Raw genomic sequence first — 15,372 nt, forward strand, 5'->3', positions numbered from 1 at the left:
TCTTCATGCCTTCAATGAAAATTAACTTTTTATACGGTTGTGTCGTGTTATGTATGGGTTTGGGTAGTAGCTCAATCTGGGCTACTGAATCTAATTCAGAGCCTACAGTTCAGCTCCCAACGATTACTGTTGAAGCAACTCGTATGAATACTGACTATTTACATACACCAGCATCTGTTTTTCGGGTGGATACATCTGAGCAACAACAATCTGCTCAAGTTAATTTGACTGAATTGGTAAAAGGTGTACCGAGTCTACAATTGAATAATCGTGAAAACTATGCACAGGATTTACAGCTATCCATGCGAGGTTTTGGTGCGCGTTCTACTTTTGGGGTGCGAGGGATTCGTCTTTATGTTGATGGTATTCCTGCGACGATGCCGGATGGTCAAGGTCAAACTTCAAATATTGATTTGAGTAGTCTGAGTCATCTTGAAGTTCTAACAGGACCATTTTCTTCTCTCTATGGAAATTCTTCTGGTGGGACGTTGTTAACCACAACCAAAGAAGGTCAAGGCAAGGATTCAATTGAATTAAATTATACTGGTGGTAGTCACGATAAAAATCGTGCGGGTATCATTTTGCAAGGTGGCGCCAAAAATAAAAATGAACCAAGCTATATCATTAGTTCATCTTACTTTGATACAAATGGCTACCGACAACATAGTGATGCTGATAAAGTTCAAAATAATGCCAAGCTAACGTGGAATTTGGAAGATGGTTCCAAGGTGAACTGGATTACCAATTACGTCAAAATCAATGCAAATGATCCACAAGGTTTAACTCGCGAACAATGGCGTGAAAATCCACGACAACAGGTTCCTTTTCTCAAGCAGTTTGATGTGCGTAAGGATATAGAGCAGATTCAAACTGGAGTAACGTGGTCAAAACCAATTGATGAGCAAAATGAACTTTATATGATGGGATATTGGGGAAATCGCCAAGTCACGCAGTATCAATCCATTCCAAAATCTACTCAAGAAAATCTGAGACATGCAGGTGGTGTAATTGACTTTGAGCGTAACTATTATGGTGCTGACTTCCGTTGGACAGGCAAGGAGCTATTGCCAAATACAATAGTGAGTTTAGGTGTTGCGCTTGATGCAATGGACGAAGACCGTAAAGGATATGAGAATTTTAACTTAGTAAATGGTCAACCTTCTTATGGTGTTAAAGGCAAATTGCGCCGTGATGAAGATAACAGCTTGTGGAATATTGACCCATATTTACAAGCTTCTTGGCAGTTCTTACCTACATGGAAGTTAGATACAGGTGTGCGTTATAGCAATGTACACTACAAATCCAAGGATCATTTCATTGTTGGAGTTAATGGGGATGATAGTGGCAAAACAGATTATTCTAAGTTACTTCCGTCGATTGCGTTAAGCTGGCAAGTCTTTCCAGAGTTATTGACCTATGTGAGTTACGCTAAGGGTTTTGAAACGCCAACATTTACTGAAATGGCATATCGCCCTGATGGGTTAGGTGGATTTAATTTTGATTTAGAAGCATCAAGTAGTGATACGTATGAGTTTGGCTTAAAGTCACAAAATATGTTGGGTGATTTTACGTTGGCGGTATTTCAGACCAAGACTAAAGATGACATTGTTTCGGCTGGTGCAAAAGATGGACGCAATACTTTCCGCAACGCTGATAAAACTTTACGTGAAGGTGTAGAGTTAACATGGAACAAAGCGCTATGGCATGATTTGATTGCAAATGCTAGTTATGCATATTTAGATGCGACTTTTGAATCGGATGTGTCTGCGATTGGTTCAGTTTCCAAAATCGAATCGGGTAATCTGATTCCAGGGATCGCAAAACAACGAGCCTATGCTTCATTGGCATGGAAACCTAAAGCTGGATTATATGGCGGTGTAGATGCTCAATATAGTGACAAAATATATGTCAATGATATTAATACTGAGGTAGCGCCAAGTTACACCACCATTTCTGCTTACACTGGCTATGTTTGGAATATGAATGACTGGCGTGTAAATACTTATGCACGTATCGATAATATGTTGGATAAAAATTATATCGGTTCAGTGATCGTAAATGATGGTAATGGGCGTTTCTTTGAACCAGCAGATGGGCGTAACTGGAGTGCGGGTTTTTCCGTAACGAAGCAATTCTAACCATATGAATCACCAAATACCTTATCTTGCAAGAATAGGTATTTGGTGAATTTTTACGATATTTATGGCTTTGCGCCAGATGCTTTAGCTTGCTTTTGTTGAGCTTCAATCTGTTCTACTTTGGCCAAAGATTCTTTAGCTTGAGGGATACCTTGTCTCGCTAGCTCGGTAAAAATCTTTTTCGCCTCAGGTAGATTTTGCTGAAGAATATCTCCATTTGCGAGCATATTACCCAAAGCCATTAAAGACGGTGCGTAACCTTTTTCAGCAAGTGATTGGATAGATCTAATCGCTTGTTGACGCGTAACAGGATTCTTATTTTTAACCCCTTGTCCAAGATCATATATCGCTCTGATATGCATTGCAGGGTAGTAATTCTTCTGAATTAATGGTCTGAGTTGGCGAATTGCAATTTGATCTGTCTCAGGTTTACCCTGAGCAAATAATAAAGTTGCGATTTCAACAATAGCTTCTTCGGACCCTTGTTTGGATGCTTTGTCGAGGTACTCTTTAAATTTTTGAGTGTCTTTGCTTAAACCTAAGTTACCTTGACGATAGGCTTGGGCAATAACGAAGCTTGCTTTCCCGAAACCTTTATTTGAAGCGTCTTGATAATATTGCAGTGCTTTCTTTTCATCTTTATTGGTTCCTTGACCATGTTGGGTCATGGAGCCAAGATTATAGATTGCTTGAGCATTTCCAGATTCTGCAAGACGTTGCATTTCTGCAAATGCTGCTGGGTAATTTTTTGCCTCGTAGAGTTGAGTTGCTTTTGCAAATACATCGGGCTTATTGGTTGCTTTGTTGTCTGCTGCCAATGTTGAGTGGCTTGCAATAATCATTAGACTGGCAATGAGCAACTTTTTCATCTTTTTTTCCTTTCCTTCATTTCTGCTCAAATCCTTTGTAATCAGCAGAAAATAACTTAATCCCCACATCATAAAAGTTTCGCAGAGAATGTAAATAATGATTTTGTATGTATCGTGCCAGAAAAAAGGTTTTTTAATTTCTATTATTGTGCCATTAAAATTCATAAAAACAATGGTATATGGCTATTCTTTATGGAATTGCCATGAAGAATATATGGAGAGAAAGTGAATGAGGCAATAAACGCTAACGTTATTATATATAACGTTGCATCGTGAGTTGTAGTAATTCAATTAGATCAGAATCCATATATTGATAATTATCAGGGATATCTAAAACAAACACTTTCTTATTCATGAGCTGTTTAGAGAATTTCTCTTTAATTTGTTGTTTATGTCGTGTTTCCATCACAAAGATTTGATCAGCCCAAAGTATATCTTTGATCGAAACTGTATGTTTAGCGTGGCGGCTGGTACCAGCTGATCGGGTATGGAGACCATACCCTTGTGCAAAGATGCGTTCAGCAGTTGGACTACGCCATTGATTACGACTACAGATGAATAAAAAGTTCAGGGTTATAGTGTCCAATAATTAAAACGGGATTCAATTAGATTCTTCATTTTAGAAACTCGAGGATATTCAATTCCTAATTTTTTTGAGCGAGCGAGTTTATCTTGACGGGTACACAAGTACTTCCATTTTTTCTGGGGTTTCCACAAAAGAGAAGTATGCCGACAGTCTCGACCTCTGAAATGAAACTTTTTCTTTCGTCTCCAAGCTCGCGTGCGTTGTTGCGGTAAATCATCCATTATTAAAAAACTCATGAATTAATCGGGTTCAGCAGCCGCGATAACACATGAGTTTTGAATTTTAGCTTACAGTCCTGTTTTTAACAATAGATTAACTTGGTCTCGCCACATCACCACTTAGCGCTTCTGGCAAGTCCAACACTGTCAAATCAAGCTCCTCTAGAGCAGTTGGTTTTGCTACCACAAGTGCGATATAACCATCTTCAATGGAGACACTATTGACCACTTCTATATCTTTACTCAGTTGAGTTGTAGGAGAGGGAACTTCACCTTTACCTTGAATTAAATGTAACCAGTGTTTAGGTTTGGCTTTAAACCAAAGACGAGCCACAATTTCTTGTCCGAGATAACAACCTTTATCAAAGTGCACACCTTCACGTTGATGTAGACGTAGCTCTTGAGGTTGGAATAGATGTTCAGTGGTTTGAGTAATCCATGCTTGTCCAGATTGAATTGCTTGAATTTGCCACGCATTTATATCGGTTTCAGATTTAGAAAACTCAGTTTGAATACCATTTACAGTTGGAAAAACTTGACCAATTTCTTCTAATTTCATTTTAGAGAATGCACCGAACTTACGAATATGTTTGGCAAACTCTTCGGCTTGATCCTGTGTTGTCACCAGCTCAAAGCTTTCTGAATTTATTTTTTTGATCCATAGACCAAAGTGGATACGGCCCTTTAAATCACAAATTGCAGTATAACGGCTTTCATTCTCAACCAATCGTTCAACATGAACAGTGACTTGACCTTGTAAGAATTTTTGTGCATCTACACCATTTAAGCTAAAAGCAGTAAAAGCAAGTTGGTTCATAGATCAATCCTAAAGCAGCATTCTGATCGTTAAAATAAGGGATATTATTTTGCGCCATTTTTCACAAAAAAGCAGCTTTTGAATGTTGATATTCGTGTTGAAATAAATAATTGATCACATCATCTTGGTAGAACGATTGTGATTGCAGGCTACATTTAGAGAATAATAGTGAGATTGGAGAATAAAAATGACAGGCACAGTGAAGCTACATCGTGTGTTTAGTGCACCAGCAGAACGAGTCTTTAAAGCCTTTCTAGATCCGGATGCATTGGTTAAATGGATGGCACCCCATGGGTTTACTGCTAAAGTTCACCATTTAGATCCGCAGAAAGGCGGGACATATAAGATATCATTTACAAATTTTTCAACGGGTCAGGTACACTCATTTGGTGGTACTTATCTTGAACTGGTTCCAAATGAACGACTCCGTTATATCGATAAATTTGATGATCCAAATTTAGTTGGAGACATTCAGGTCACGATTGAATTAAAGCCCGTCATGGTTGGCACTGAGGTTTATATTACCCAAGAGGGCTTACCTGATGTGATTCCTGTTGAGGCGTGTTATCTAGGTTGGCAAGAATCATTGTATCTATTAAGTTTATTGGTCCAAGCAGATATCCCTGACCAATAACAGACACTAACATTTATCATTTGATCACTGTAAAATTGAAAAGGAAGATTTAATTGTATTTGCAATCTAAAATACGGAGCTCAGATATCAAATTGATTCCAGAACGGTTTACATAGAAAAAAGAGTTAAGTGCAAAATTTTGAAAAATAAAGTCTATAGCTCATAATAGAGTTTTTGAGATTTTTTATGTCTTTTCCAAATTGCCCACAATGCCAATCAGAATATACTTATCAAGATGGCGACTTATTGATTTGCCCTGAGTGCTCACATGAGTGGAAAGAAGGAGAGAGTCAGGCTGCAGAATTAGAAGAAATGATTAAGGATGCAAATGGCAACCTTCTAGCTGATGGTGATAGTGTTACCGTAATTAAAGATTTGAAAATCAAGGGTTCATCTTCAGTTGTTAAAGTAGGAACAAAAGTTAAAAGTATTCGTTTAGTACCTGACGCAAGTGATGGTCATAACATTGACTGTAAAATTGATGGGGTTGGTGCAATGAAACTGAAATCTGAATTTGTGAAAAAAGTTTGATTTATTTGCGATCAGGTTAGATGAGGGAGCAGTTAGAGCTCCCTTTTTACAATTATATCAATTACCAAAAAAGAACAAAAAACGATCTAATGCGCTTTTGTGCTGTTCTATATTGTTTGAACAATAAGATGAATCTAAATATTAGAAAAAGAGGTGTTTATGGCAGGGTGGTTTGAAGTGAGTCAAGCGAGCGATGGCCAATATCGTTTTGTTTTAAAAGCTGGTAATGGTGAAGTGATTTTAACGAGTGAGTTGTATAAAGCAAAAGCTTCAGCAATGAATGGCATTGCCTCGGTACAAAAGAATAGCCCAGATGATGCGCGTTATGAACGTTTAACCGCTAAAAATGATAAGCCTTATTTTAATCTTAAGGCAGCAAATCACCAGATTATTGGTACGAGTCAGATGTATGCGAGCGAACAGTCACGCGATAAAGGAATTGAATCGGTCAAACAGAATGGTTCATCAGAGACCATCAAAGATACTACCGCTTAATAATTCAATAAAAAAGCCGCTTCATTGAAACGGCTTTTTTTATATTTTGAATTGAAGTCTGATTAGCGAACAAGTTTTGCGAATAACTCTTCTTTATTGAGATTGCTTGCTTCTGCATCACGACGACCTTTGTACTCAAAAGTACCAGCATCTAAGCCTTTTTCACCGATGACGATACGATGCGGGATACCCATCAACTCAAGATCAGAAAATTTAACGCCAGGACGCTCATTACGATCATCAAGTAACACATCGTAGCCTTGTGCTTGTAGTTCTGCATACAGTGCTTCAGCTGCTTCTACGGTACGTGGTGATTTGTGCGCATTCATTGGAACAATAGCTACATCGAATGGCGCGATTGCTTGAGGCCAAATAATCCCTTTATCGTCGAAGTTTTGTTCAATTGCTGCTGCGACAACACGGGTCACACCAATACCATAACAGCCCATGGTCACTGTAAATGGTTTGCCATCTTCGCCAAGTACCTTACAGCCTAAAGCTTCTGAATATTTTGTACCGAGTTGGAAGATATGACCGACTTCGATACCGCGCTTAATTTGCAGAGTGCCTTTACCATCAGGAGAGGGATCTCCTTCAACCACATTACGAAGGTCGTAAACCTCTGTAAAGGTTGCATCACGATCCCAGTTGACACCAGTCGCGTGTTTATCAACTTCATTTGCGCCAGCAATGAAGTCAGATAATACAGACGCAGCACGGTCTACGATGACAGTTAAGCCCTTTTCGACTAAACCTTGTGGACCACAGAAACCAGCTGTTAAACCGTGTTGTTGTAATTGTTCTTCAGTTGCAAAAGTTAAAGGTGCTGCAATCAAAGGATGTTTCTCTGCTTTGATTTCATTCAGCTCATGATCACCACGTATGAACAATGCCACGATTGGTGTATTGCCAGCTTCATCAGTAATTCCTTGTACAAGGAGTGCTTTTACAGATTGTTTAGCATCAGCATTCAGAAATTGGCAGACATCAGCAATGGTTTTTTGATTTGGCGTGTCGACTAAAGCAAGATTTTGGGTCGCAGCAGCGCGTTCACCCACTAAAACTGCTTCAGCCATTTCGACGTTCGCAGCGTAGTCTGATTCAGTTGAAAAGGCGATATCATCTTCACCACTTGCTGCAAGAACATGAAATTCATGGGATGCTGAGCCACCGATAGAACCTGTGTCTGCTTGTACAGGACGGAAGTCCAATCCGAAGCGGCTAAAGATACGACTGTAAGTGTCATACATCACATCATATGTTTCTTGCAATGATTCTTGATTTGCGTGGAAAGAGTAAGCGTCTTTCATAATGAATTCGCGAGAACGCATTACACCAAATCGTGGACGAATTTCATCACGGAATTTGGTCTGAATTTGATAAAAATTCAAAGGAAGTTGTTTATAACTCTTTAATTCATTACGCGCCAAATCTGTGATGACTTCTTCATGGGTAGGGCCAAGCACAAAATCGTTATTGTGACGATCTTTGAAACGAAGTAATTCAGGACCATATTGTTCAAAACGACCAGATTCTTCCCATAACGCTGCAGGTTGTGTCACAGGCATAAAAACTTCTAATGCACCCGAACGGTTCATTTCCTCGCGGACAATAGCATCAACTTTCTTTAAAACGCGTGTTCCCATGGGCAACCAAGAGTATAAGCCAGAAGCGAGTTTACGGATCATCCCCGCACGTAACATGAGCTGATGAGAAATAACCTCAGCATCATTTGGGGTTTCTCTTAACGTTGCAAATAAAAAGCGGCTTGCGCGCATGGAAACTGTCCTAAAGTTAAGTGTAATTAAAAATGGTGAGTGTAGGTCAATACTGCTCACCTACATTTGAACTGACGGGCATTATGACATGAATCAAGGGATTTGGCGCAGTAAAAAGTCATATCTGATTTCTAAATGAAGGTGCGATCTAACAAAATCCTTGTTATTTAAAGCACAATATAAGATTGGATTTATTGTGTGATTATTGATTTGACTCGAGTTTTTTGAGTCGATTAATGATGTCTGTATATTCGTGATCTGTTTTTTGATATGCATTTCGAAGACTTTCAACCGTTTTTTTTACACTTTCAATATTCTGCGTATTATTTGCTAAGTTGCTCTTGAGTTGTGCTGGAACAGCTTGCCCTTTGCGATGATATTCCATCTCTTGACGTTTAAATCGAATTTTATCGCTTTGTAATTGCTGGAGTTGTTCTTGCTGATAATTTAACTGTTTTTTTAAGTTTTCTAGGATCTGATTCCTTTTTGCCGTTGCAATTTGAGCACTACCATAAGCTCGTTTTAACCGTAAATCCTGTTCTCTTTGGCGAGCTAAAGCTTCTCTTTGTGCTGATTGTTGTGCGTCTACAGCTGCATTGTATGGTCGGTTACGCCTGATCACTTGCATATTTCGATCAAGTGCTTCGTATCCGTGACGAATATGATCTGGTGAAACAGATGTGCTGACATTAGCAACACCATTATTATCATAATAACGGTACCAAACGGCTTTAGCTTGGTCTGTGGCAGCAAGGGTAGATGTGCAAATGAATATCAATAGGGAAAATGAGCAAATGTAAATGCAAGTCATCGTTTTAAGCTGGCTAACGCGGAAAGCGCACTTTAACGAACCAGTCATTACATCTCCCGTAAAAAAGTTAACTAAATCACTTATTTTTAAATAATAATCAATTGTATATTAGTGGTTATTTATACAATTAAAAATAGTTGGAATGCAAAAAAAATAGGAATTTAATTAAAAGTGTGAACTACTTACGGTTGTTCTAAGAAACTGATAGGTTGGTTCAAAAAACTTCATTGATAATGCAAGTAAAGATATGTTAAAAATATCAAACTGTATAAAACAAATTAAACCAACCACAATTTGTATTGAGTGAATGGGGCGGAACAATTAAATGGAAGATAAATTTCAAAATTTAAAGGTGATGGTGATTGACGATTCTAAAACGATTCGTCGTACAGCTGAGACCTTATTACAACGTGAAGGTTGTGAGGTAATTACTGCAGTTGACGGTTTTGAAGCATTATCAAAAATTGCTGAAGCAAATCCAGATATTGTTTTTGTGGATATTATGATGCCGCGTTTAGACGGTTATCAAACCTGTGCATTGATCAAGAATTCATTAAATTATCAAAATATTCCAGTCATCATGCTTTCAAGCAAAGACGGTTTATTTGATCAAGCAAAAGGGCGTGTTGTGGGGTCTGATGAATATTTAACTAAGCCGTTTAGTAAGGATGAGCTGTTGAGTGCGATCCGTAACCATGTCAGCGCATAAAATTTAAAAATTGAGGAAAAAATGGCTCGTATTCTTATTGTAGATGATTCACCTACTGAAACATTTCGCTTTAGAGAAATTTTAACTAAACACGGTTATGAAGTTTTAGAAGCAACTAATGGTGCCGATGGGGTAACGATGGCACAAGCTGAACTGCCTGATTTAGTGCTTATGGATGTTGTCATGCCTGGCATGAATGGCTTCCAAGCAACACGTCAGATCAGTAAAGCGAAAGATACACAACATATTCCTGTTGTGATTGTCAGTACTAAAGACCAAGCGACGGATCGTGTATGGGGTAAGCGTCAAGGGGCAAGTGATTATTTGACCAAGCCAGTAGATGAGCAACAGCTTATTGATGTGATTAAACAGCTATTAAGTTAATTGGTTCGCTCACTATGAGCCTCTCATGACGTAATAACGGGATAGAGTATGGCAGCAAACGGATTTATCGAGTTGCTTCGTTTATCCAAGCGAGGCAACAAACAATACACTGCAACTCAAAATGAAGTCAGCCGTTGGTCTGGTATTGCATTTGAGATGTTAGGGCAATATTTTGTTGCACCATTGGGGGAAATTTCAGAGGTGATTTATCCTCCGAAATACACACCTGTACCGAATACTCAGGCATGGGTGCGCGGTTTGGCAAATATCCGCGGAAGATTGCTTTCAGTGACTGATTTATCACATTTTATCTCAGATCAACGAAGTCAATTTTCTCCGACACAAAAAGTAATTTGTATTAGCCATCAAGATCATTATGTGGGGTTGGTCGTTGATCAGGTCTTGGGAATTCAACACTTCAATAAAAAGAGTTTTTTTTCTCAAAGTAATGAGCTAGACAGTAAATTAAAAGACTATTGTCAGGGGTATTTCCACCAACATAATCAACAATGGCATGTGTTCTTACTGAGTCGATTGCTAAAAAATCCTCAGTACATGAACGCATCAATAAAGTTTATAAACTAATTTAATACGCGACGGAAGATAAGCGCGTATTCAGGGGAGAAGCTGGAATGGGCTTTAAACTTAAAAAGAAGAATGGTAGTGACGGTGCAGGATCGAAAAAGGGCGGGGCTTTTCTAGGAAAAATTCGAACGCAACTTGATCAATTTTCTCGTTTATTCGGTGAAACTGAAAAGTCTAAGCCGATTATCTATCGTGCCTTAATTGCTTTGGTCCTTGCAGTTATCCTCTTAATTTATTTGTTCGTGAGTTTGCCACGTTCTAACCAATTAACGCGTAGCTTAGGTGAGTTGCGTTTGCTTTCGCAGATGATTTCACGCCAAGCAACTGAAGCCACTGCTTCAGGTACATCTGAGACGATGAATAACTTGGTTGCTTCTGAAAAGCGATTTGCAGAAAATCTGGAAGTTGTTGAAGATGTATATGGTAAAAGCTCAGATGAATATAAAAAGGTCAATGAGTTGTGGACCAACGTATCTAAAAACATCGACTTAATTGCATCTCAACAAGCGATCATTAATCAGCTTTATGACACTAACATTTCGATTAGTGAAACGATTCCTGAGATTCAAGCTGAATATAACTTGATGGTTGACCAAATGGTTCGTGAGAACATGCCAAGTAGTCAGGTAATCATTACCAAGAACCAAGTGTTTATTGCAGAGCGTATCTTGCGTTCGATCAACTCGGTATTGGTCGGTACGGACAACTCTAATGCATCAGCGAATGACTTCGGTGCAGACATTGACACCTTTGGTATTTACTTAAATGCTCAATTGAATGGTAGTTCAGAACTTGGTGTAGATCGTATTAGTTCACCTGATCTGCGCGAGTCTGTTGATAGTATTAAATCTGATTATGATGCAGTTTTGAAATTGGCGGCTGAAACGGTTCTAAAAAATGCCAACCAGATTGTCCATGTACGTCAGGCATCCTCTGAAATTTTTACTCAATCAGATGCTTTGTTAAGCTCATTAAATGCTTTATCAGATAAAGCAGAAGGGGGTTGGGGCAATGTATTAGCTGGTATTGCATTAATTCTAGCTTTAGGTGTCTTAGTTTTCTCGGCACTTCAATTATTGGCATTACGTAGTAATACGGATAAAGAACGTGTGACACGTTTACAAGACGAATATGACCGTAACCAAAACGCGATTTTACGTTTACTTGATGAGATTGCTGACTTAGCTGATGGTGATTTACGTTCATATGCGACTGTATCAGAAGACTTCACTGGTGCAATTGCTGACTCGATCAACTTTGCGATTGATCAATTACGTGATCTTGTTTCTCGTATTACAGATACATCACAAGAAGTTGCGCGTTATACTCAAGATACACAAAGCATTACCAACCAATTGGCAGAAGCTTCTGAACATCAGGCTCAAGAAATTGCAGGTGCCTCAGCCGCAATGAATGAAATGGCATTGTCAATTGACCAAGTATCTGCGAATGCATCTGAATCAGCAGAAGTAGCAAAACGTTCGGTACAAATTGCAACCAATGGTGCGCAAGTGGTAAACCGTTCGATTGAGGGGATGGATCACATCCGTGAACAAATTCAAGAAACATCTAAACGTATTAAGCGTTTAGGTGAATCATCTCAAGAGATTGGTAACATTGTCTCATTGATTAACGATATTGCCGACCAAACCAACATCTTGGCATTGAACGCTGCGATTCAAGCATCGATGGCAGGTGAGGCAGGACGTGGTTTCGCTGTCGTAGCGGATGAGGTTCAACGTCTTGCAGAACGTTCTGCATCAGCAACCAAACAGATTGAAAGCTTAGTAAAAACCATTCAAACAGATACCAATGAAGCTGTTATTTCGATGGAGCAAACAACATCTGAGGTTGTACGTGGTGCTAACTTAGCAAAAGATGCTGGTATTGCACTTGATGAAATTCAAACGGTATCGGGCGATTTGGCAAAACTGATTGCAAGCATTTCGGACGCAGCAAAACTTCAATCTGCTTCAGCAAGTCATATTGCGACGACGATGAATGTTGTACAGGAAATTACGTCGCAAACAACAACAGCAACGTTTGATACAGCACGTTCGGTTTCAGAGTTGGCGAATATGGCTGAATCATTACGTGAATCGGTGACTGACTTTAAGTTACCAGAATAAGCAGCAGGATTGGAAAGACAGATGGGGGTGTCTGTCTTTCCATTTTTAGAGATGTAGGATATCTCTACAAGGTGATGGCGAAATGGAACGACATCTTGTGTGATTGATACTCGTATTTTTTACCCACAATTGGTGGATAAAAACGAAAGAAGCCGCTATGAAAGAAATATTAAAAACGTTAGTTGAAACGATGACGCTTCCTGAAGATAGTTATCTTGAACAAGATGCAGAAATTCTTGAAATTTTTATTGAAGAATTAGATGAAATCTTTGTCGAGTTAGACCCATTATTGGTTCAATGGATTGAACAGCCGAATCTACAGAATGTGTTGACTGATATTCGTCGTCATTTCCATACGCTCAAAGGTTCTGGTCGCATGGTCGGTGCGAAATCTTCAGGAGAACTAGGCTGGACGGTGGAAGATACGTTAAATCGTGTCTTAGCGGGAACGATTCCGCTTACGACAGAAATTCAACGTTATGTACAAGCGATTTTTAATATTTATCGCTTTAAGTTAATTCACGATTTCAAAGCGGTTCGAGCACATCTGATCGACTTACGACCATTGGTGCTATTAGGACAACAATTACAACAACAGAGTGTTGAACCTGCGCTTTCTGACTTATTAATGCTTGCTGATCATTTGGTAAGTGAGGACATAAGTACGGGATTAGAATTAGTTGAAGAAACACTATTTGTTGATCACTTAACTCAAACTGAGCAATCGGCATTAGATAATGCAGATAAAGTGCTAGCTGAAGATGAGCTACTTGCTAAAGAAACTTTGGCTATTTTCTTGGAGGAAGCTGAGGAGCACTTGGCGACAATTGATCAATTCTTACAAAATGATCATCCGACGAATGAGCATTACAATCATTTAATCAGAGCCTTACATACGCTTCGTGGTAGTTCGGCAATGGCACACATTGATCAAATTTTTGATGCTAGTTCAAAAGTAGAAAATTTATTTAAAACGCTATTGCATGATGAATTGGATTCGAACTCAAATGAAACAGCCTTGCTAACGCATTATGCTCAATTTGTGCGTGATTATTTATATAGTTTGAGACAGTTAGAGACAGCGCAAAAAACAGACGAAATTCATGCAACTTTCAATACTGCTTGGGATAGCTATGATTTCCAACTTGAAGATTCTCATGGAGAAAATCTAAGACCGCAAGGCTTAGTTTCACAGCTCTTGGAACTCAATATTCAAGATCTGTTAGATGTGGAATCTGATTTTGATCAGCGTGCAAGGACTGAGTTCCCACAATATATTCAGCAACTCAGCCAGCAAGCTGAAATTTTGCTACAGCATACACATCATCATGCAACGATTGGCATGTATCAATACACAAGCCTCTTAAGATCGAGTTATCAGGACTTAATTTATAAGCCAAGCTTACTTAATCTTGAATATGGATTTGAGTTGTATGATCAAGTTCATCAACAGTTTATTCAGTTATTTGATACATTGGCTGCTGGACAACGAGTTACGCTGACGAAAGAACATGAGCAGATGCTCAATGAGTTAAGTACATTCACTCAACAGAATATCGAGTTATTAGAAGCGGAATCGATTGAAACAGATCATGATCAAGCAGCTCCATTGAGTGAAGCAGAAGTTGTGCAGGATTCAATTGTTGATACAAGTGATTTAGCCGCTCGGTTTGCATTAGACAAACAACAACTGTCTACAAGTGAATCAAATCGTGATTTTGATCCAGACTTATTGGACATTTTCCTTGAAGAGGCTGATGAACTTTTAGTTGGTATCGATGAGGATCTCAATACTTGGGTTGCTGATCTACAAAATGTGAACGCACTTAAAAACTTGATGCGATATTTACACACCTTAAAAGGTGGCTCGAATATGATCCATGCACGTCATATAGGTTTGATTGCGCATGAGTTAGAAACAATTTATGAAAAGCTGATTAACCAACAGATTCAAGCCACACCATCACTTATTTCTGTGATTCGCTCAGTACAGGACGATATTGCGGATCGAATTCAAACGATTCGTGACCAGCAGGTGGATTATCCATCTACGCATGTCTTAGACGTGTTAACTAATTTGATGAAATCAACTGCAACGACAGCTATTCAGATTGATAAATTTGTTGTGTCAGAAGATGACAATATTGAAAAAGCAGTAGATTTAGATGGCACAACTGAAATAGAAAAATCGACTCATTCAGATGTTGCAGAGCCATCGATTGATGTTACTAGTTTCGCTGCTCAATTGGCTTTGGATAAACAACAATTACAATCAGAGCAATCTAATCGAGACTTTGATCCTGACCTCTTAGATATCTTCCTTGAGGAAGCTGATGAGCTGATGGTGGGTATTGATGCTGAGCTTAATACATGGACGACAGATCGTCATAATGTAAATGCTTTAAAGAATTTGATGCGATATTTGCACACCTTAAAAGGTGGTTCAAATATGATTCAAGCGCGTCACATTGGTCTGATTGCGCATGAATTAGAAACGATTTATGAGAAATTGATCAATCAACAAATTCAAGCATCGCCTCAGTTAGTTGCAATTATTCGTCTCGTTCAAGATGATATTGCAGATCGCATTCAAACGATCCGTGATCAACAAACAGATTATCCTTCAACACATGTGATTCAGTTGTTACAACATGCTGATCAAGATATCGATGTTGAGCGCTATGCGAC

14 protein-coding genes and 1 pseudogene are annotated in these 15,372 nt (G+C 38.8%); 9 read left to right on the plus strand and 6 right to left on the minus strand.

Going from position 1 to position 15,372, the window contains the following annotated elements; genetic code table 11:
- Positions 1 to 53 precede the first annotated feature (53 nt).
- The gene (locus tag DS737_RS03135; protein ID WP_407641406.1) at positions 54 to 2,138 is read left to right on the plus strand and encodes a TonB-dependent receptor family protein; all 2,085 of its coding nucleotides are present in this window, start codon (positions 54 to 56) and stop codon (positions 2,136 to 2,138) included.
- A gap of 62 nt (positions 2,139 to 2,200) precedes the next feature.
- Here DS737_RS03135 and DS737_RS03140 read toward each other — a convergent pair whose 3' ends face one another.
- The 4 genes from DS737_RS03140 to ygfZ all read right to left on the minus strand — a co-directional run bounded on the left by DS737_RS03140 (position 2,201) and on the right by ygfZ (position 4,628).
- Positions 2,201 to 3,007: a tetratricopeptide repeat protein gene (locus tag DS737_RS03140; protein ID WP_113996742.1), complete on the minus strand. Its 807-nt coding sequence runs from the start codon at positions 3,005 to 3,007 to the stop codon at positions 2,201 to 2,203.
- A 253-nt stretch (positions 3,008 to 3,260) separates the two neighbouring features.
- The gene (locus tag DS737_RS03145; RefSeq protein WP_113997950.1) at positions 3,261 to 3,578 is read right to left on the minus strand and encodes a low molecular weight protein tyrosine phosphatase family protein; all 318 of its coding nucleotides are present in this window, start codon (positions 3,576 to 3,578) and stop codon (positions 3,261 to 3,263) included.
- 2 nt (positions 3,579 to 3,580) lie between these two features.
- Positions 3,581 to 3,814 carry a hypothetical protein gene (locus DS737_RS16235; protein WP_075314906.1) on the minus strand — a complete coding sequence of 78 codons (234 nt, stop codon included), beginning with the start codon at positions 3,812 to 3,814 and terminating at the stop codon, positions 3,581 to 3,583.
- A gap of 91 nt (positions 3,815 to 3,905) precedes the next feature.
- Positions 3,906 to 4,628, minus strand: a complete 723-nt coding sequence (ygfZ, locus tag DS737_RS03155; RefSeq protein WP_113996743.1) for a CAF17-like 4Fe-4S cluster assembly/insertion protein YgfZ — start codon at positions 4,626 to 4,628, stop codon at positions 3,906 to 3,908.
- 181 nt (positions 4,629 to 4,809) lie between these two features.
- On the opposite strand from ygfZ, the gene DS737_RS03160 reads away from it, so the two are divergent.
- From DS737_RS03160 to DS737_RS03170, 3 genes are all read left to right on the plus strand, one after another.
- On the plus strand, positions 4,810 to 5,262 hold the full coding sequence (locus tag DS737_RS03160) for an SRPBCC family protein (RefSeq protein ID WP_171055811.1): 453 nt from the start codon (positions 4,810 to 4,812) through the stop codon (positions 5,260 to 5,262).
- 186 nt (positions 5,263 to 5,448) lie between these two features.
- On the plus strand, positions 5,449 to 5,793 hold the full coding sequence (locus DS737_RS03165) for a zinc ribbon domain-containing protein YjdM (protein WP_004640637.1): 345 nt from the start codon (positions 5,449 to 5,451) through the stop codon (positions 5,791 to 5,793).
- A 159-nt stretch (positions 5,794 to 5,952) separates the two neighbouring features.
- Positions 5,953 to 6,288 (plus strand): YegP family protein, encoded by a 336-nt coding sequence (locus DS737_RS03170; protein WP_113996744.1) that lies wholly within the window; start codon positions 5,953 to 5,955, stop codon positions 6,286 to 6,288.
- Positions 6,289 to 6,350: 62 nt separating this feature from the next.
- On the opposite strand, the gene DS737_RS03175 is transcribed toward DS737_RS03170, so the two are convergent.
- The gene (locus tag DS737_RS03175; protein WP_113996745.1) at positions 6,351 to 8,066 is read right to left on the minus strand and encodes a proline--tRNA ligase; all 1,716 of its coding nucleotides are present in this window, start codon (positions 8,064 to 8,066) and stop codon (positions 6,351 to 6,353) included.
- Positions 8,067 to 8,268: 202 nt separating this feature from the next.
- The gene (locus DS737_RS03180) at positions 8,269 to 8,925 is read right to left on the minus strand and encodes a hypothetical protein (RefSeq protein WP_004640632.1); all 657 of its coding nucleotides are present in this window, start codon (positions 8,923 to 8,925) and stop codon (positions 8,269 to 8,271) included.
- Between the two features lie 277 nt (positions 8,926 to 9,202).
- Here DS737_RS03180 and pilG point away from each other — a divergent pair, with 277 nt between their 5' ends.
- The 5 genes and pseudogenes from pilG to DS737_RS16405 all read left to right on the plus strand — a co-directional run.
- Complete coding sequence (gene pilG, locus DS737_RS03185) at positions 9,203 to 9,586, plus strand: twitching motility response regulator PilG (protein ID WP_004640629.1); 384 nt, start codon at positions 9,203 to 9,205, stop codon at positions 9,584 to 9,586.
- A gap of 21 nt (positions 9,587 to 9,607) precedes the next feature.
- On the plus strand, positions 9,608 to 9,970 hold the full coding sequence (locus DS737_RS03190; RefSeq protein ID WP_004640626.1) for a response regulator: 363 nt from the start codon (positions 9,608 to 9,610) through the stop codon (positions 9,968 to 9,970).
- A 48-nt stretch (positions 9,971 to 10,018) separates the two neighbouring features.
- On the plus strand, positions 10,019 to 10,555 hold the full coding sequence (locus DS737_RS03195; RefSeq protein WP_004640625.1) for a chemotaxis protein CheW: 537 nt from the start codon (positions 10,019 to 10,021) through the stop codon (positions 10,553 to 10,555).
- A gap of 47 nt (positions 10,556 to 10,602) precedes the next feature.
- Positions 10,603 to 12,684 (plus strand): methyl-accepting chemotaxis protein, encoded by a 2,082-nt coding sequence (locus DS737_RS03200; protein ID WP_004640623.1) that lies wholly within the window; start codon positions 10,603 to 10,605, stop codon positions 12,682 to 12,684.
- 157 nt (positions 12,685 to 12,841) lie between these two features.
- Positions 12,842 to 15,350 (plus strand): annotated as a pseudogene (locus DS737_RS16405) (Hpt domain-containing protein); the annotation flags it as partial.
- Positions 15,351 to 15,372 lie beyond the last annotated feature (22 nt).

The sequence above is a fragment of the Acinetobacter haemolyticus genome (assembly GCF_003323815.1).
Taxonomy (GTDB): Bacteria; Pseudomonadota; Gammaproteobacteria; order Pseudomonadales; family Moraxellaceae; genus Acinetobacter; species Acinetobacter haemolyticus.

Coding starts and splice junctions, on each gene's coding strand:
- DS737_RS03180 (WP_004640632.1), bottom strand. CDS start 8,925: ATGACTGGTTCGTTAAAGTGCGCTTTCCGCGTTAGCCAGCTTAAAACG.
- DS737_RS03175 (WP_113996745.1), bottom strand. CDS start 8,066: ATGCGCGCAAGCCGCTTTTTATTTGCAACGTTAAGAGAAACCCCAAAT.
- DS737_RS16235 (WP_075314906.1), bottom strand. CDS start 3,814: ATGGATGATTTACCGCAACAACGCACGCGAGCTTGGAGACGAAAGAAA.
- pilG (WP_004640629.1), top strand. CDS start 9,203: ATGGAAGATAAATTTCAAAATTTAAAGGTGATGGTGATTGACGATTCT.
- DS737_RS03190 (WP_004640626.1), top strand. CDS start 9,608: ATGGCTCGTATTCTTATTGTAGATGATTCACCTACTGAAACATTTCGC.
- ygfZ (WP_113996743.1), bottom strand. CDS start 4,628: ATGAACCAACTTGCTTTTACTGCTTTTAGCTTAAATGGTGTAGATGCA.
- DS737_RS03200 (WP_004640623.1), top strand. CDS start 10,603: ATGGGCTTTAAACTTAAAAAGAAGAATGGTAGTGACGGTGCAGGATCG.
- DS737_RS03170 (WP_113996744.1), top strand. CDS start 5,953: ATGGCAGGGTGGTTTGAAGTGAGTCAAGCGAGCGATGGCCAATATCGT.
- DS737_RS03165 (WP_004640637.1), top strand. CDS start 5,449: ATGTCTTTTCCAAATTGCCCACAATGCCAATCAGAATATACTTATCAA.
- DS737_RS03195 (WP_004640625.1), top strand. CDS start 10,019: ATGGCAGCAAACGGATTTATCGAGTTGCTTCGTTTATCCAAGCGAGGC.
- DS737_RS03140 (WP_113996742.1), bottom strand. CDS start 3,007: ATGAAAAAGTTGCTCATTGCCAGTCTAATGATTATTGCAAGCCACTCA.
- DS737_RS03135 (WP_407641406.1), top strand. CDS start 54: ATGGGTTTGGGTAGTAGCTCAATCTGGGCTACTGAATCTAATTCAGAG.